The following is a 17,000-nucleotide window of genomic DNA, read 5'->3' as shown; positions in this document are numbered from 1 at the left end:
CGGTGGGGCGTCAGTCGCCCCGCCGCTCCAGGATCAGCGTCGCCAGGGGCGGGATGGTCAGGTTCAGGGAGTGGGTGCGGCCGTGCCACGGCACCTCCTCCGCCTCCAGCGCCCCGCCGTTGCCGACGCCGCTGCCGCCATATTCCGGGGCGTCGGTGTTCAGCCGCTCCACGTAGCGGCCGGGCAGCGGCACGCCGACGCGGTAGCCCTCGCGCGGGACCGGCGTGAAGTTGCTCACCGCGATCACCAGATGGCCCGGATCGCCGGCCTTGCGCAGGAAGGTGAAGACCGAGTTGTCGTTGTCGTTCGACTCGATCCACTCGAAGCCGGACGCGTCGCAGTCGGTCCTGTGCAGCGGCTCCAGCTCCCGGTACAGGCCGTTCAGGTCGCGGATCAGGTCGCGGACGCCGCGATGCTGCGGCTCCTCCAGCAGGTGCCAGTCGAGGCTGCGCGCCTCGCTCCACTCCCGCCACTGGGCGAACTCGCCGCCCATGAACAGCAGCTTCTTGCCGGGATGGGCGAACATGAAGCCGTAATAGGCGCGCAGGTTGGCGAATTTCTGCCAGGTGTCGCCGGGCATCTTGTTGATCAGCGAGCCCTTGCCGTGCACCACCTCGTCATGGCTGAGCGGCAGGACGAAATTCTCCGAGAACTGATAGATCAGCCCGAAGGTCATCTTGTGGTGATGGTAGCGCCGGTGGATCGGGTCGTTCTGCATGTAGGACAGGGTGTCGTGCATCCAGCCCATGTTCCATTTGTACCCGAATCCAAGACCGCCCAGATAGGTCGGCTTCGACACCATCGGCCAGGAGGTCGACTCCTCCGCCACCGTCATGGCGCCGGCGTGGTGGCCATAGACCAGCTCGTTCATCCGCTTGAGGAAGGCGATGGATTCCAGATTCTCGCGCCCACCGAACTGGTTGGGGATCCACTCCCCCTCCTTGCGGCTGTAGTCGAGGTAGAGCATCGAGGCCACCGCGTCGACCCGCAGCCCGTCCAGCCGGTACTGGTCGAGCCAGAACAGCGCGTTGCCGAGCAGGAAGTTCTGCACCTCGGTCCGGCCGAAATTGTAGATCAGGGTGTTCCAGTCCTGATGGAAGCCCTGGCGCGGGTCGGCGTGCTCGTAGAGATGCGTGCCGTCGAACAGCCCCAGCCCGTGCGGGTCGGTCGGGAAATGGCCGGGCACCCAGTCGAGCAGCACGCCCAGCCCCGCCCGATGGCAGGCGTCGACGAAGGCCTTGAAGTCCTCCGGCGAGCCGTGGCGGCTGGTCGGGGCGTACAGACCGATCGGCTGGTAACCCCAGGAGCCGTCGAAGGGGTGCTCGGTGATCGGCAGCAGCTCGATGTGGGTGAAGCCGAGGTTCTTGACGTAGGGGATCAGCCGCTCCGCCAACTCCTGGTAGGTCAGGAAGCGGTCCCCCTCCTCCGGCACCCGCGCCCAGGATCCGAGATGCACCTCGTAGATCGACACCGGCGCGTCGCGGTCGGCGGCGGCGGCGCGGCGGCCCTGCCACTCGGAATCCCGCCACTCGTAGGCCGGCAGGCCGTGCACGACCGACGCCGTTGCCGGCCGCATCTCGGCACGGAAGGCGTAGGGGTCGGCCTTCTGCGGCAGCAGGTTGCCGTCCGGCCCGCGCACCTCGAACTTGTAGCGCTGGCCGGCGCTGGCGTGCGGAACGAAGATCTCCCACACCCCGGCCTCGACGCGGCGGCGCATCAGCAGCCGGCGGCCGTCCCAGTTGTTGAAGTCGCCGACGACGCTGACGCTCCTGGCGCTCGGCGCCCAGACCGCGAAGGCGACGCCCTCCACCCCGTCGAGCGTGCGCGGGTGGGCGCCCAGCCGCTCGAAGGCGCGCAGGTGGGTGCCCTCGGCCAGCAGATGGACGTCCAGCTCGCCCAGCACGTTGCCGAAGCGGTAGGCGTCCTCGAACTCCTGGGTCGCCAGCGGGTATTGGGCGCGCAGCCGGTAGCGGAAGCGCTGGGTCCGGTCGGCCAGCACCGCGACGAAGAAGCCGTCGTTGTGAACGCGCTCCGCCTCGCCCACCGGCTGGCCGGTGGCGCTGTCGATCACCCACAGGCGGTCGGCGCCGGGGACGAAGGCGCGGACCTCGACCGGCCGGCCGGGCGCCGGCTGCTGCATGCCCAGCACCGCGAAGGGATCGCCATGGTCGGCCCGCGCGATGGCGTCGGCCGCCGCCAGCAGGGCCGGATCGGGAGAAACGGTGGCGCGGGTCATGCGCGTGTCCGTGCTGATATCGCTCGCCATCGGGAGAACTCCTGACCGTCTTCGTGATCCGTGGTGAACATACAGAGGCCGGCTTCGTCACACCATGCCCGGCGCATCGGCCAATCGGCCAGGGGGGGACGCGTTCGATAACCCGCGCCCTTCAACAAGAGCCCCTCTCCCCTTGCGGGAGAAGGGCCCATGTTGGCGCCATAGTCACATGCGGCCGCCGCCTCACTCCGCGTCGAGCAGCCCCAGCACGCCCTTCACCGGGATGCCGATCCAGCCCGGGCGGTGGGCGGCCTCGTAGGCGATCTCGTAGAAGGCCTTCTCCAGCAGGAACAGCGTCAGCAGGCCGCGCGCCTCCGAATCCTCCGCCGGCCAACTCGGGCAGCCCTCGATCGCCGTGCGGTAGCCGGTGAGGAAGGAGTCGGTGCTGCGCCGCTCCCAGTCGCGCGCGGCGTCGAGCACCGGGGCTGCGGTTTCGGCGCCCCCGTCGAGCCGGAACAGCGCCGCCCAGGCGGCGTAGTTGAAGGACCGCATCATGCCGGCCACGTCGCGCAGCGGGCTGTGCTTGGCCCGGCGCTCCTCCAGCGTCTTCACCGGCTCGCCCTCGAAATCAAGGATGTACCAGTCGTTCTGGGCGCGCACCACCTGCCCCAGGTGATAATCGCCGTGGATGCGGGTCTTGAGGCTGCGGACCGGCTGTTCGGCCAGCGCCGACAGGCGCCGTCCCACCTCGTCCCGACGGGCAAGCAGCCGCTCGACGTCCTCGCGCACCGCGTTCGGCACGCGGTCGAGCGCCCCCGGCAGCGCCGCGAAGGCGGCGTCGGCCTGCCGGCGGGCGGCGTCGGCCCATCCCCGCATGTCCTCGGCCGTCACCGGCTCCGGATCGAAGCCCCGGTCGCCGGTGGTCTGCGCCAGCGCGCGGTGCAGCTCGGCGGTGCGCTGGCCCAGCGTGGCCATCATCGTCAGATGCATGTCGAAGGGCTCGCCGGACTCCGCCGCGTCGGGCGTGGTGGTGGCGACGCCGAGCCGGATGTCCTCCAGCTCGCGCTCCAGCGTCTCCACCGTGCTGGCCCAGCCGTCGCCCTGGTTGCGGACGAAGCTCTGCACCACCGCCAGCGCGGTCGGGGTGCCGTCGGGGGCGATGTGCTCGACGGCGCCCAGCGTCGCCGGGGTGTTGGCGAAGCCGGCCACCTCGGTCAGGAAGCGGCCCATCTCGATCTCCGGATGCTGGCCGGCGACGAGGCGGCGCAGCACCTTGACGACGATCTGGCTGTCGACCAGCACCGAGTTGTTGCTCTGCTCGACGCCGAGGCGACGCACCTCCGGCTCGGCCGCCAGTTCGATCGCCTCGAGCTGGCGGGTCGGCGTGAAGCGGATGGTTCCGGCGCTGCCGTTGGCGGGAAGCGCCCTGCCCTGGCGGAGCGCGTCGAGCAGCGACAGGACGAAACCGTCGGTCTGCACCGCGTCGTAGAGCGCGCCGGTCTTCGGGCCCCGCCGCGCCTTGGCCAGCGTGAAGGGCAGCAACGGCCAGCCGGCGTTGCCGGCGGCGCCGTCCCAGCTCATCGCCAGCGGCAGGAAATAGGTCTGCGGCGGGATGCCGCCGTCCAGCTCGACCTGGACCTTCAGCAGCATGAAGCCGTCGCCGCTCCTGCCCAGCGTGTCCTTCAGCTCGGCGGCCAGCGTGACGTGGGAGGCGACGATGCGCTGGTCCTTGGCGGCGAACCAGCGCTGCTTGGGCAGGTAGGCCTGGAGGATGTCGCGGGCGAGATCCTCGCCGGCCTTGCCGGTGGTCAGGCTCTTCCACCCTTCGCGCATCACCACGGTCAGCAGGTCGGGCACCGGCTCCGGCAACGTCTCGTGCCAGCTCGGCAGCTCGGCTTCGGCGGCCAGCGTGAACCAGTAGAAGCCGTAGGCTGGCAGCGTCAGCAGATAGGGCAGGTCGCCGACCGGCGGGAAGACGGTGCGGCCGAGCAGTTCGACCGGGATGCGGCCCTTGAACGCCTTCAGGTCCAGCTCGACCGCCTGGGCCGAGCGCGACAGGTTGGCGACGCACAGCACGATCTCGCTGCCGTTCTCCGTCTCCAAACAGCGCAGATAGGCGAGCACCTTGCGGTTGCCGGGGTAGAGCAGGCTGAAGCTGCCGCGCCCGAAGCCCGGACGCTGCTTGCGCACCGCGACCAGCCGCTTCATCCAGTGCAGCAGCGAGGAGGGGTTGCGGGTCTGCGCCTCGACGTTGACCGCCATGAAGCCGTAGATCGGATCGAGCACGGCGGGCAGGTAGAGCCGCGCCGGGTCGGCGCGCGAGAAGCCGCCGTTGCGGTCGATCGACCATTGCATCGGCGTGCGCACGCCGTCGCGATCGCCGAGATAGATGTTGTCGCCCATGCCGATCTCGTCGCCGTAATAGAGCACCGGCGTGCCCGGCATCGACAGCAGCAGGCTGTTCAGCAGCTCGATCTTGCGGCGGTCGTTCTCCAGCAGCGCGGCCAGCCGGCGCCGGATGCCGAGGTTGATGCGCATCCGGCGGTCGGACGCGTAGAAGTTCCAGAGATAGTCCCGCTCGGTGTCGGTCACCATCTCCAGCGTCAGCTCGTCATGGTTGCGCAGGAAGATGGCCCATTGGCATTCCTCCGGGATGTCCGGGGTCTGGCGCATGATGTCGGCGATCGGGTGCCGGTCCTCCATCGCCACCGCCATGTAGATGCGCGGCATCAGCGGGAAGTGGAAGGACATGTGGCACTCGTCGCCGCCCTTCTCCAGGTCGCCGAAATAGGGCAGCACGTCCTCCGGCCACTGGTTGGCCTCGGCCAGCAGCATGCGGTCGTCGTAATGCTTGTCCAGCTCGGCGCGGATCGCCTTGAGGACGTCGTGGGTCTCCGGCAGATTCTCGTTGTTGGTGCCCTCGCGCTCCTTCAGGTAGGGGATGGCGTCGAGCCGCAGCCCGTCGACCCCCATGTCGAGCCAGAAGCGCATCACCGTCAGCACCTCGGCCAGAACCTCGGGGTTGTCGAAGTTCAGGTCGGGCTGGTGCGAGTAGAAGCGGTGCCAGTAATAAGCGTTGGCGACCGGATCCCAGGTCCAGTTGGACTTCTCCGTGTCGCAGAAGATGATGCGGGTGCCCTGGTACTTCTGGTCGCTGTCGGACCAGACGTAATAGTCGCGGTGGTTCGAACCGGGAGGCGCCTGGCGGGCGCGCTGGAACCACGGATGCTGGTCGGAGGTGTGGTTGATGACCAGCTCGGTGATCACGCGCAGGCCGCGCTCGTGGCACTCGTCCAGGAAGCGCTTGAAGTCGTCGAGGTTGCCGTAGGTCGGGTTGACCGACGTGTAGTCGGCGATGTCGTACCCGTCGTCGCGCAGCGGCGAGGGGTAGAAGGGCAGGAGCCAGACCGCCGTGACCCCGAGGTCCTGGATGTAGTCGAGCTTCTGGGTCAAACCGGCGAAATCGCCGATGCCGTCGTTGTCGGCGTCGAAGAACGCCTTGACGTGCAGCTGATAGATGACGGCGTCCTTGTACCAAAGCCGGTCCTGGCGGTCGATCATGGGTCCAGCACTTTCGCGAATCGTGTTGCGGAGACACGTGTTGCGGGAACACCGTAGGCAAACAAGCCAGACGGGTGAAGGTTTCACCCGGCCGGCCGGAAGAATCGTGACAGGAACCGGCCCGAAGGTCGAGTCCATCGCTAGCCCAGACGCGCTCCCCGCACCACCCGTTCGCGCGGGGCATAGCGCCCCTTCTGGCGGGCGGCCAGGGAAAGGGCCTCGTGCGCGATGAGGCGACGGTAGTCGGGGTCGACCCGGCCGAACATGGCGAAGGCGGTCTTCACCGCCTCCGTCGTCCGGCTCGCCACCGCCGCGCGCAGCGCGTTGCGCAGCATGCGCAGCTCCAGGACGCCGGGAACGCAGGTGCGCTCCACCGCCTCGGACAGGATTTCGATGGAGCAGAGCGCCGCCTCGTCGTCGAGCCGATAGGTCATGTCCCGCGGACGCTCCCCCAACCTGTCCCTGCCCCTCAAAGCCTTGCTTTTCTTATCCTTCGCCTGGGACAAAGGCCAGACCTTCCGGCGGCGCGGGCGCGCGCGGCTTGACTTGCGCCGCCCCCCCCATCAGGCTGCCCGCCTATCCGAAAGAATGGACGGCGACAGCGCGGATCATGGCCCCCCTCGGTTCCTTCATCATCGTCACCGGCGGCGATTCCCGCTACTGCCCACTGATCCTCGAACTGGTCGCCTCGCTGCGCGCGCTGAAGCCGGCGGCGGATTGCCCGATCGGCATCGTCGACGCCGGGCTGACCGACGAGCAGCGCGCGGCGATGAAGGCCGACGGGCTGACGGTGGTGACGCCGCCCTGGCCGGTGGAGATCCCGGCGCACCGGCTGCGCAACCGCATCCACCTGAAGGCCAACCTCGCCAAGCTGCATCTGCCGACCTATTTCCCCGGCTACGACACGGTCATCTGGATCGACGCCGATGCCTGGGTGCAGGATTGGGAGGCGGTGGAGATGCTGCGGCGCGGCGCGGCGCTGAACCGCTTCGCCATCGTCGCCCAGTTCGGCCGCTTCTCGGAGACGGAGCTGCGGCTCGACTGGCTGTTCGGCCGCTTCGCGCGGGTGCGCTCGATCCTGCTGAAGAACGCGCTGCGCGCCGGGCTGACCTCCGCCGAGAGCCGAGCGCTCGCGACCCGGCCGACCCTGAACGCCGGAGCCTACGCGCTGAAGGCCGACGCCCCGCACTGGGAGGCGTTCCAGCGCTGGCAGAAGCGGGTGCTGGTCAAGGGCCGGCTGTTCACCTCCGACCAGCTCGCCATGGCCGGCGCCGTCTACCTCGACGGGCTGCCGGTCGAGCTGCTGCCGGAATGGTGCAACTACATCGGCCCCTGGCGCTTCGACGCGGACAGGCGTGAGCTGGTCGAATACTACCTGCCCAACCGCCGGCTCGGCATCGTCCACATGGCCGGCGAGGACGCGATGCGCGCCGACCCGTCGGTGCGCCGCGCCGTGCTCGACATGCAGGACCGCGAGCACCAGCTCAGCCTGCGCCAGCCGGCCTGGGCGAAGGATGGGGCGCAGGATGGGGCGGTGACGGACGCGACAGCCAGGGCGCCCGCTCTGTGAGCCCCTCCGCCACTCCCGCCAGCTCCCGCGCCGCCCGCTCCAGCGCCTCCACGCCATGGGCGGCGAAGCCCAGCACCAGCGCGTTGCCTCCCACACCGTCCACGCCATAGCCGGACAGCGGCGGCGCCGTCAGCCCGACGCGCGCCGCCCGCTCCGCCAGCGCGCGGTCGGAACAGCCGTCCGGCAGCCGCAGCAGGACGTGCATCCCCGCATCCCCCGCCTCGGGCTTGCCGAGGCCGGCGAATTCCCGGCCGAGCGCGTCGAGCAGCGCCGCCCGCTTCCCCGCGTAGAGCGCCCGCATCGCCCGCAGATGCGACGCCAGATGCCCGTCGGCCACGAAACGGTGCAGCGCCGCCTGCGGCACCACGCTGGTGCCGCCGTCGAAATGACGTCGCGCCGCCCGCACCGACTCCACCAGATCCTGCGGCACCACGACATAGCCGAGCCGCAGCGCCGGGAACATCACCTTGCTGAAGCTGCCGACATAGACCACCCGCCCGGCCTCGTCCAAGCCCTGCAAGGCGGCCAACGGCGGTCCGGCGTAGCGGAACTCGCTGTCGTAATCGTCCTCGACGATCCAGGCGTCGTGCGCCGCCGCCCAGTCCAGCAGTTGCAGCCGGCGCCCCAGGCTCATGGTGACGCCGAGCGGGAACTGGTGCGACGGCGTCACCAGCGCCAGCCGCGCCCCGGCGCCGCGCCGCACCCCCTCGGCCACGTCGATGCCTTCCGCGTCGACCGGTACCGGAACCAGCCGCGCCCCCGCTCCCAACAGCGCCGCCCGGTTCCCCGGCCAGCCGGGATTCTCCACCCAGGCGACGTCGCCAGGGTCGAGCAGCAGTTGCGCCACCAGCGCCAGCCCCTGCTGCGCCCCCGACACGATGACCACCTGTTCGGCGTCGCAGCGAACCGCACGGACCGCACGCAGATAGCCGGCGATCGCCTCGCGCAGCGGCGGGTGACCGAGCGGATCGGGATCGGCCGCCAGGCCGCGTCCGCCGACCCGCCAGCTCCGCCCCAGCAATTGCCCCCACAGCGCGAAGGGGAACGCGTTCAGATCGGGCGTGCCCAGCGAGAAGGGCCGATCGAGCGGATCGCGCGCCACCGACGGCGCCTCGGCCAACGCCGCACCACGCCGCGACAGCCCGACGCCGCGCCGCGTGTCGAGACGGCGCGGCGCTCCCTCCGGCGGAACGTCCGGCAGGGCGGTGGCCACGAAGGTGCCGGCCCCAACCCTGCCGGTAACGTACCCCTCCGCCAGCAGCGTGTCGTAGGCGGTCACCACCGTGTTGCGCGACAGCCCCCGGTCGGTCGCCAGCGCGCGGCTCGGCGGCAGCCGCTCCCCCGGCCGCAGGCGCCCGTCGACCACCGCCTGCCGCAGGGCGCGGTAAAGCTGGCGGTGCAGCGGCTCCGGCCCGGCGCGGTCGAGCGTCAGCGGCCCCAGGCTGGCGAGAACCGGACGGGCGCGGCGTCCCATGAGCGCGGCCTTTCAAATTGGACCCAGCGGAAAGAGCCAACCGGACCTTTCAGCCGGTCCATTTTCGCCGCAAAGCTCCGGCATCGCAACCCAGCCGGATCCGCCAGGCCATGAGCAGCGCCCATTCCGCCGACACCGCCCAGCCCCAGCCTCAGAATCCGCCCCCGCCCCTGCCCCAGACCCCGCGCACCCGCGCGGTGCGGCGGGGCGATCGCGGCTCCCACGACGTCGCCACCATCCGCGCCATCATCGATGAGGCGCCGGTCTGCCATGTCGGCTTCATCGACGGCGGCGCGTCTCCGGGCTCCAGGCCCGTCCCGGTGGTCATCCCGACCGTGCCCTGGCGGGTCGGCGGCGAGCTGATGATCCACGGCTCCTCGGCCAGCCGGATGATCCGCCGCCTCCAATCCGGCGACGAGGCCTGCGTCACCGTCTCGCTGATCGACGCCTGGGTCCTGGCCCGCTCGGCCTTCAACCACTCCGTCAACTACCGCTCGGTGGTGCTGTTCGGCCGCCCGCGGCTGGTCAAGGAGGAAGCGGAAAAGCGCGCCGTGCTCGACGCGCTGGTCGAGAAGATCGAACCGGGCCGCGCCTCCAAGGTCCGCGCGCCCAACGCGCAGGAACTGAAGGCCACCGCGGTGCTGGCCTTCCCCATCGCCGAAGCCTCGGCGAAGGTCCGTTCCGGTCCGCCGGGTGACGATCCGGAGGACATGGATCGTCCGGTCTGGGCCGGCCTCGTGCCGTTGTCGCTGGTCGCCGGCACGCCGGTCCGCGACGGGGAGTGAGGCGCCCGCCACAATTTCCGAACAAAAAAGGCCGCGACCGGAGGACCCGGTCGCGGCCTTTTTTCTCTTCACGCAAGCCGAAGCCGCCCCGATACCCCCGGAGCGGCCCCGGCCCGTTCGCCCGATTAGGACGACGGGGCGTTGACACCGCGCGGCAGGATCTGCGCGCGACGGTTCGACGGCTCGCGGACGTTCGGGCCGGTCTGGACCAGCAGCTGGCCCTCGCCCTTGCCTTCGGTGGTGACGTTGGCGGCCGGGATGCCCTTGGCGACCAGAGCCTTCTTCACCGCGTCGGCGCGACGGATCGACAGGCGCTGGTTGTAGGCCGGCGAACCCGAGCTGTCGGTGTGGCCGACAACGTGGATGCGCGCGCCGCCCGACTTGCTGATCGCGGCCACGGCGTCGCCGATCACACGGTCGGCGGCCGGGGTGACGACCGACTTGTCCCAGTCGAAGAACACCAGGTATTCGTTCTGAACCTGAGCCACCGGAGCGACGGCCGGAGCAGCGGCTTCCGGCGGGCACGGGTAGCTGCCCTGGTGGATCACATAACCGCCATTGGCGGTGCGGGCATCGACACCGCCCGGAACCTGACCGGTCCAGCCGATCACCGGGTTGCACCACTTGGTGCCGATGCCGACCAGGCTCGCGTCCTGGGCGTTGGCGGCGCCAGCCAGACCGATGGCAACGATAGCGGCCGGCACGACCGCCAGACCAGCGCGAACAAGAGTCTTCATGTCTTCACTCCCTTCCAGAACCCTTCCCCATCAGAGTGCCTGCGGGGGATGAACCTTTCAATCGAAGCATCCGCCCACGTGCAAGCGCGGCAGCCAGCGGTCCAACATGTGGTGTCCGGCGTTGTTCCGAAACCTCTGCCGAACGGCCTGTTTGCCCCGTTACTTGGACCTATGCTCCTCTTCCATATCAGCTTTTCCGGTAGGTTTCCGCCAAATCCGCATAGCGGCGGGCGGACACCGGAAAAAAGCCGAGATCACGCTCGGAAAGCTCTCGAACCGGCCTTGCGGGACTTCCGGCCCACAAGAATCCCCGTGTCACCCGCTTGCCGGGCGTCACGAGGGCACCGGCGGCGACCATCGCCCCCGACTCGACATGCGCCCCGTCCATGACGCAGGCCTTCATGCCGATGAAGCAGCCGTCCTCAAGCGTGCAGGCGTGCAGCAGCGCCATGTGGCCGACCGTGATGTCGTCGCCGATGTAGGTGCCCTGCCCCTCGGAGGCCACGTGGATCACGGTGCCGTCCTGGATGTTGGTGCGGGCACCGATCCGGATTTCGTTCACGTCTCCGCGCACGGTGCAGCCATACCAGATGCCGCTGTCCGGCCCGATGACGACATCGCCGATCACCACCGCCGTTTCCGCGATGAAGGCGGTCGGGTCGATGGTGGGAAGGATGCCGTTGAAGGCGCGGACGAGACCGGACATGACGTCTACCTGAACCATGCGTGACGCGCGGGATTGAAACACCCCGCGCCCAAGGGCACCACCCGAATTCGTGGTGCACGGTCAAAGCGGGTCGGTATTGCTGCGTCTTTGCAACACTGGGCGTCCGGCGTCACACTGCCATGCGCCGGACGCCGGTCCCAACCCTCATTTGTGTCGTGATCTTGCGGGACCGCTCCGGAACAAGGTCACGGGAACAGCGGCGCCTGATCGATGCCGGTGGTCTCCCCCAGGCCGAGCATGACGTTCATGTTCTGGATCGCCTGCCCCGAGGCGCCCTTCACCAGATTGTCGATGACCGAGACGATGATGGCGCCGCGCGGGGTGCGGTCGGCGACCACGCCCATCAGCGCGTGATTCGACGCGCGGACATGGCGGGTGGCCGGCACGACCCCGGCGGGGGTCACCCCGACGAAGGGCTCGTCGGCGTAGCGCGCGGCGAGAGTCGCCCGCAGGTCGTCGGCGGTGACGCCCTCGGCCATGCGGACATAGATCGTCGCCAGCATGCCGCGGTTCATCGGCACCAGATGCGGCGTGAAGGAGACGGTCACCGGCCGGCCGGCGGCCAGCCGCAGCTCCTGCTCGATCTCCGGCATGTGGCGGTGATGGCCGACGCCGTAGGCGTTGAAGCCCTCCGACACCTCGCAGAACAGGTTGGCCTGCTTGGCGTCGCGGCCGGCGCCCGACACGCCGGACTTGGCGTCGATGATGATCCCGCCCGGCTCGATCAGGGTCTCCATCAGCAGCGGCAGCAGCGGCAGCAGCGAGCAGGTCGGGTAGCAGCCCGGATTCGCCACCACCCGCGCCTTGCGCACGCCCTGGCGGTTGAACTCGGTCAGACCGTAGGCGACCTCCTTCTGGAGATCGGTGGCGCGGTGCTCATGACCGTACCAGGTCGCGTATTCGGCCGGGTCGGTCAGGCGGAAATCGGCGGACAGGTCGACCACCTTCAGCCCGCTCGGCAGGCCGGCGATGACCTCCTGCGTGGTGCCGTGCGGCAGGGCGCAGAAAACGAAGTCCAGTCCGTCCCACCTGACCTGATCGATCTTCACCAGATCGGGCAGACCGAAGCCGCCCAGATGCGGGAACACCTCGGCCAACGGCTTTCCTGCCTGTCGCTCGGCGGTCAGCGCCGCGATCTCGACGTTCGGGTGACGCAGCAGCATGCGCACCAGTTCGGCGCCGGTGTAACCGGACGCGCCCAGGATGCCGACGCGGATCTTCGTGCCGCTGGATGTGCTGATCAGGGCCATGAAACCGGTGTCCTTCGCTCAAAGTCATGGAAGAGACAAAAAGAAAGGGGCGTCCCTTTCGGGACGCCCCTCGCTTGTACCGTAGCGACGCGGGTCCGGGTAGGGCCTTAGCGCTTCGAGAACTGGAAGCTGCGGCGGGCCTTGGCGCGGCCGTACTTCTTACGCTCGACCGTACGGGCGTCGCGGGTCAGGAAGCCGGCGGCCTTCAACGGCGGGCGCAGGGCCGGCTCGAAGTAGGTCAGGGCCTTCGAGATGCCGTGACGGACCGCACCGGCCTGACCCGACAGACCGCCGCCGGCGACCGTGGCGACCACGTCGAACTGCTCGACGCGCTCGGTCAGGCCGAAGGGCTGGGCGATCATCATGCGCAGCACCGGGCGGGCGAAATAGACGCTCTGGTCGCGGCCGTTGACGGTGACCTTGCCGGAGCCCGGCTTGATCCACACGCGGGCGACGGCGTCCTTGCGCTTGCCGGTGGCGTAGGCGCGGCCCTGGGCATCGAGCTTCGGAGCAGCCAGCTCTTCGGTGACGGTCGCGGTGGTGGCGGCGCCCGTCAGATCCTTCAGGCCGGAAAGGGTGGTGGTAACCTGAGCCATTTGGATTACGCGCTCCGCTTGTTCTTCGGGTTCAGGGCGGCGACGTCGATGGCGACGGGCTGCTGGGCCTCATGCGGGTGGGCGGCGCCCTTGTAGACCTTGAGGTGGGTCATCTGCTTGCGGCCGAGCGGACCGCGCGGAACCATGCGCTCCACGGCCTTCTCGATGACACGCTCCGGGTACTTGCCGTCCAGGATCTGGCCCTTCGAACGGCCCTTGATGCCGCCCGGATAGCCGGTGTGCCAGTAGAAGATGTCGGCGTCGCGCTTGTTGCCGGTCAGCTTCACCTTCTCCGCGTTGATGACGACGATGTGATCGCCGCAATCCATGTGGGGGGTGTAGGTCGGCTTGTTCTTGCCGCGCAGGATGTTCGCCAGGATGCTGGCAAGCCGTCCGAGAACGAGGCCGTCGGCATCGACGACGTACCACTTCTTCTCGATGTCGGTCGGCTTCAGATTGAAGGTCTTCATCGCCACACTCTTAATTCTGCCACAGATCGGCGGGCCGCCGAATCCGGGGCGCCGAAGCGGACGGTTTATGACGGTTCATGGATCGAGCTGTCAATGGAAAAATTTCTCTGCGAAATCAATGAATTGCATTCGCGGTATCCCAATACCTCTTATCGAACGGTATTGATTTTAAAAGACTTTTCAGTCGGACGCCGATCCCTGGTATCCAGATACCGCAAGCTTCACCGGATCATGGGGCGGAATCGAATAGGTGCCGGTGGCGTGGGCGACGGGCTCCGGGTCGCCCTCGGAGAAGATCAGGATCTCGCCATAGGCCAGCCGCTTGCCCATCTTGAGGATGCGGGCCTCGGCGACGATGGCGACCGGCGGCGGGCGGCGCAGGAAATTGATGGTCATGCTGGTGGTGACCGCCAGTTCGACCCGCCCGATCAGACTGAGCACCGCGCCATAGAGCGCCACGTCGGCCAGCCCGAACATCGCCGGCCCGGTCACCGTGCCGCCCGGCCGCACGAAATCGTCCTTGTAGGGCAGCCGCAGCCGGATCGTCCCGGCGCCCAGGCTGTCGATTGCCACGCCGAAGCTGCCGACCAGCGGAACCCCCTCGCGGATCAGGGTGTCCAGCTCGTCCTTGGCGATGGCGGGAGCGGTGGGAGTGGCGGCTTCGGTCATGGGTCCTCGGATCTTGCGCGGTCGGTTGGCGACACGAACAGTGTGCGAAACCGCCGATCCAGGCAAGCCCGGCGAGGACGGACCGGAACCGCGCCCGCGCTACTCGGCCATCCGCACCGCGTCGCCCGACAAGGGCAGCGGAGCGACCGGGGGAGGCACGGCCGCCGGAGGCTCCGCTGCCGGAGCAAGGCGCACCGGCCCCGAAGCGGACGGCCCCGAAACCAGCGGCGCCGCTTCCGGCGCGCCGCCTTCCGGCTGGGCGGAGGGGGGCGGCAACGGTTCGGCGCGGATTTCCGGCTTGGGGTCCGTCCGGGCTTCCGGCTCGGGAGCGGGCTTGGCCTCGGCCTTCCCCGGTTCGGACGGCGTCGCCTCGGCCGGGGTCGAGTAGTCGGGGACGATGCGGGCCTGGCTGCCGGTGATGACCAGCACCTTCTGCCCGATGGGCAGCGGCTTCGGCTCGCGCTGGGTGAGGGACAGCAGCTCGTTGTTCGGCTTGCGGACGATGTATTCCCAGCCGGTGGTGTCGCCGCTGATGTGCTCCAGCGTGTTGCCGAGGATCGTGCCGATGGCGGTGCCGCCGACGGTGCCCAGCGCGGCGCTCATGCCGCCGGACCCGACCTGCGCGCCGAGGATGCCGCCGGCCGCGCCGCCGCTGACCGCGCCGACCGTGCCGTTGGCGCTGATCGCGACCTGACGGAAGCCGACGACGATCGCCGGCTCGACCTTGTTGGCCTGCTGGACGGCGTTGCTGGCGTAGGTGTTGGGGGAGTAATCGGAAGAACAGCCGGCAAGGCCGCCGGTCACGGCGGCGAGCAGGCAGACCACGGCGAATCGCGACACGGGAACAACCATCCGCTTGAAAGCCCAAGCCCGTTGATAAGCGATCCCGTGCCGCGCGTCACCCCGGATTTTCCGGGACGCAGACCGGACGCGAAGCGCGTCAGTGGCCGTTCACCAGGGGCCAGACCTCCATCGCGCCACGATAGATCATGTCGAGCGACACGTAGAGGATGACCAGCAGGCCGACATAGGCGACCCAGCGGTGCTTCTGGAGAACCCGCGCGATAAGGCTGGCGGCGAGGCCCATCAAGGCGATGGACAAGGTCAGGCCGATCACCAGCACCGTCATGTGCTCGCGCGCGGCACCGGCCACCGCCAGCACGTTGTCGAGCGACATGGAGACGTCGGCGACGATGATCTGCCAGATCGCCTGGGGCAGCGTCTTGCGCGGCGCCGAGCCGGCGACGGCGCCATCCCCGTCGAGGTCGCTGTCCGACAGCGCCTCCACCGCCTCGTCCTCGCTCGCGTGGGAGGCGCGCAGCTCGCGCCACATCTTCCAGCAGACCCACAGGAGCAGCACGCCGCCCGCCAGCAGCAGGCCGATGATCTGAAGAAGCTGGGTGGTGACCGCCGCGAAGGCGATGCGCAGAACCGTGGCGGCCAGGATGCCGACCAGAATGGCCCTGCCGCGCTGGTCACGCGGCAGCCCGGCGGCGGCGAGGCCGATGACGATGGCGTTGTCGCCGGCCAGAACCAGATCGATCATGATGACTTGCAGAAGCGCCGTCAGGGCGTCCGCGGTGAAAAGCTCGCTCATGCGGGAAGCGTCCTCGCGTAGGGGCACGGGAGGAGTGACGGCACGCTTCGTCGCAGGAACACCGCACGCGCGCGAGGAAACGCACGAACCGGGGCCACTCCATCGGAAATCCAGTCCGACATCGCAACCCCTGAGGGGGGTTGCCAGAGGGGCCCGGCCTGGTTGCCGTGGCTTTACGCCAAGGCCAAGCGTCCTTCAACCCCCAAGCGGTGGACCCAGCCCCCCGCAAACCGATGCCCCCAACCACCATAGGAACAGAAAGGTCCGGGTGGCTGAGGGCGCCGGAACAGCCGCCGACGTTATTTGGAAGCGAGAATTCTGGCGGTGGCGACGGCGTCAGAAACCGTGTCGAGCGAATAGAGGGTCGCCACGCCGATGCCGGTGGCGAACGTCGCCTGGGCGGCCAGGGTGCGCTGCCACTCCACCATGGTTGCAAAGCTCTGCGCCGCGTTGTTGGCGGCGTCGGCCAATGCCTGCCCGGACGCGGCGGCGAGCAGGTTGCCCATCGCTATGGCGGGGGAATCGCCCAGCACCTTGACGTTCGCCTGGGTAACCGAATCGGTGATCTGGCTGTTGACGGCGATGGGAAAAGCCATGGAGCCTCCGGAAGGATCGGGGCGGCCGACGGGCCGCCGCATGATTGCAGGAGCCTGACCTCGCGCGCGACGCGAACCCCAGCGGTCCGCGATCCGCGCGCTGTGGCCGACACCCTCATCTTTATCGTTTTCCGGTTGCATTTCCAACAGGAAGAGACACGCAGCGCAACACCGGGCATGCCACGGAAATGCGAAACGGCCCCGCTCAGGGCCGTTCTGTCGCGCAACAGCATGGAAAGGATTGGTGGGCGATGAGGGGATCGAACCCCCGGCCACCTCGGTGTAAACGAGGCGCTCTACCGCTGAGCTAATCGCCCGAAAAGGAAACCGACCCGAAACGAAACCGGCCGGACAGGGGTCCGGCCGGCCGCACTATGCCCCGAAGGCGCCGATCAGTTCAAGATCGGTTCACCAAATCAGTTCAGGGCGTCCTTCAGCGTCTTGCCGGCCTTGAACTTCGGCTGCTTGGACGCCGGAATGTCGATCTTCTCGCCCGTGCGCGGATTGCGGCCCTCGCTGGCGGCGCGCTCGGCCACCGCGAAGGTGCCGAAACCGACCAAGCGGACCTCGTCGCCCTTCTTCAGCGAGTCGGCAATGCCCTCGAACACCGCATCGACCGCCTTGGTCGCGTCAGTTTTAGACAAACCCGACGCATCGGCCACATGCGCCACGAGATCGTTCTTGTTCACGCAATCCCCCTTCCGAATTCAGCAAATACTCAATTCCAAAAAGCCGCCCCACGACTTTTCGGGG

16 protein-coding genes and 1 tRNA gene are annotated in these 17,000 nt (G+C 68.8%); 2 read left to right on the top strand and 15 right to left on the bottom strand.

All coding sequences use genetic code 11. The features are described from left to right. Nucleotides 1-10: 10 nt before the first annotated feature. The 3 genes from glgB to JN22_RS23680 all read right to left on the bottom strand — a co-directional run bounded on the left by glgB (nucleotide 11) and on the right by JN22_RS23680 (nucleotide 6,210). Entirely contained in the window at nucleotides 11-2,236 is a 2,226-nt protein-coding gene (gene glgB, locus JN22_RS23690) for a 1,4-alpha-glucan branching protein GlgB (RefSeq protein WP_223677949.1), read from the bottom strand. Between the two features lie 222 nt (nucleotides 2,237-2,458). Continuing rightward, nucleotides 2,459-5,776 carry a maltose alpha-D-glucosyltransferase gene (gene treS, locus JN22_RS23685; protein ID WP_085556231.1) on the bottom strand — a complete coding sequence of 1,106 codons (3,318 nt, stop codon included), beginning with the start codon at nucleotides 5,774-5,776 and terminating at the stop codon, nucleotides 2,459-2,461. A gap of 140 nt (nucleotides 5,777-5,916) precedes the next feature. Further along, nucleotides 5,917-6,210, bottom strand: coding sequence for a hypothetical protein (locus JN22_RS23680; RefSeq protein ID WP_085556230.1), 294 nt, complete (start codon nucleotides 6,208-6,210; stop codon nucleotides 5,917-5,919). Nucleotides 6,211-6,386: 176 nt separating this feature from the next. Here JN22_RS23680 and JN22_RS23675 point away from each other — a divergent pair, with 176 nt between their 5' ends. Continuing rightward, on the top strand, nucleotides 6,387-7,346 hold the full coding sequence (locus tag JN22_RS23675; RefSeq protein ID WP_085556229.1) for a glycosyltransferase: 960 nt from the start codon (nucleotides 6,387-6,389) through the stop codon (nucleotides 7,344-7,346). On the opposite strand, the gene pdxR is transcribed toward JN22_RS23675, so the two are convergent. Next, complete coding sequence (gene pdxR, locus JN22_RS23670; protein WP_085556228.1) at nucleotides 7,261-8,820, bottom strand: MocR-like pyridoxine biosynthesis transcription factor PdxR; 1,560 nt, start codon at nucleotides 8,818-8,820, stop codon at nucleotides 7,261-7,263. The genes JN22_RS23675 and pdxR overlap by 86 nt on opposite strands. A 110-nt stretch (nucleotides 8,821-8,930) precedes the next feature. Here pdxR and JN22_RS23665 point away from each other — a divergent pair, with 110 nt between their 5' ends. Then, nucleotides 8,931-9,605 (top strand): pyridoxamine 5'-phosphate oxidase family protein, encoded by a 675-nt coding sequence (locus JN22_RS23665; protein ID WP_085556227.1) that lies wholly within the window; start codon nucleotides 8,931-8,933, stop codon nucleotides 9,603-9,605. Between the two features lie 125 nt (nucleotides 9,606-9,730). On the opposite strand, the gene JN22_RS23660 is transcribed toward JN22_RS23665, so the two are convergent. The 11 genes from JN22_RS23660 to JN22_RS23610 all read right to left on the bottom strand — a co-directional run bounded on the left by JN22_RS23660 (nucleotide 9,731) and on the right by JN22_RS23610 (nucleotide 16,936). Beyond that, complete coding sequence (locus JN22_RS23660; protein ID WP_085556226.1) at nucleotides 9,731-10,342, bottom strand: OmpA family protein; 612 nt, start codon at nucleotides 10,340-10,342, stop codon at nucleotides 9,731-9,733. Between the two features lie 187 nt (nucleotides 10,343-10,529). Continuing rightward, nucleotides 10,530-11,048 (bottom strand): gamma carbonic anhydrase family protein, encoded by a 519-nt coding sequence (locus JN22_RS23655; protein WP_085556225.1) that lies wholly within the window; start codon nucleotides 11,046-11,048, stop codon nucleotides 10,530-10,532. A gap of 206 nt (nucleotides 11,049-11,254) precedes the next feature. After that, a complete protein-coding gene (gene argC / locus JN22_RS23650; protein WP_085556224.1) occupies nucleotides 11,255-12,319 on the bottom strand; it encodes an N-acetyl-gamma-glutamyl-phosphate reductase in 1,065 nt (354 codons plus the stop codon). Nucleotides 12,320-12,426: 107 nt separating this feature from the next. After that, nucleotides 12,427-12,915, bottom strand: coding sequence for a 30S ribosomal protein S9 (gene rpsI, locus JN22_RS23645; RefSeq protein WP_085556223.1), 489 nt, complete (start codon nucleotides 12,913-12,915; stop codon nucleotides 12,427-12,429). 5 nt (nucleotides 12,916-12,920) lie between these two features. Beyond that, nucleotides 12,921-13,385: a 50S ribosomal protein L13 gene (gene rplM, locus JN22_RS23640; protein ID WP_085556222.1), complete on the bottom strand. Its 465-nt coding sequence runs from the start codon at nucleotides 13,383-13,385 to the stop codon at nucleotides 12,921-12,923. 180 nt (nucleotides 13,386-13,565) lie between these two features. Next, the gene (locus tag JN22_RS23635) at nucleotides 13,566-14,054 is read right to left on the bottom strand and encodes a PaaI family thioesterase (RefSeq protein ID WP_085556221.1); all 489 of its coding nucleotides are present in this window, start codon (nucleotides 14,052-14,054) and stop codon (nucleotides 13,566-13,568) included. A gap of 99 nt (nucleotides 14,055-14,153) precedes the next feature. Next, the gene (locus JN22_RS23630; RefSeq protein WP_223677858.1) at nucleotides 14,154-14,894 is read right to left on the bottom strand and encodes an outer membrane lipoprotein; all 741 of its coding nucleotides are present in this window, start codon (nucleotides 14,892-14,894) and stop codon (nucleotides 14,154-14,156) included. A gap of 100 nt (nucleotides 14,895-14,994) precedes the next feature. Continuing rightward, nucleotides 14,995-15,651, bottom strand: a complete 657-nt coding sequence (locus JN22_RS23625) for a TerC family protein (RefSeq protein ID WP_085556219.1) — start codon at nucleotides 15,649-15,651, stop codon at nucleotides 14,995-14,997. 299 nt (nucleotides 15,652-15,950) lie between these two features. Continuing rightward, nucleotides 15,951-16,247 (bottom strand): RebB family R body protein, encoded by a 297-nt coding sequence (locus tag JN22_RS23620; RefSeq protein ID WP_085556218.1) that lies wholly within the window; start codon nucleotides 16,245-16,247, stop codon nucleotides 15,951-15,953. A 242-nt stretch (nucleotides 16,248-16,489) separates the two neighbouring features. Then, nucleotides 16,490-16,564: transfer RNA gene (locus JN22_RS23615), tRNA-Val, on the bottom strand. Nucleotides 16,565-16,663: 99 nt separating this feature from the next. Beyond that, on the bottom strand, nucleotides 16,664-16,936 hold the full coding sequence (locus JN22_RS23610; RefSeq protein WP_085556217.1) for an HU family DNA-binding protein: 273 nt from the start codon (nucleotides 16,934-16,936) through the stop codon (nucleotides 16,664-16,666). Nucleotides 16,937-17,000: the final 64 nt, after the last annotated feature.

The sequence above is a fragment of the Azospirillum agricola genome (genome assembly GCF_020005195.1).
Classification (GTDB): Bacteria; Pseudomonadota; Alphaproteobacteria; order Azospirillales; family Azospirillaceae; genus Azospirillum; species Azospirillum agricola.
This window is presented reverse-complemented; position numbering and strand designations above follow the sequence as displayed.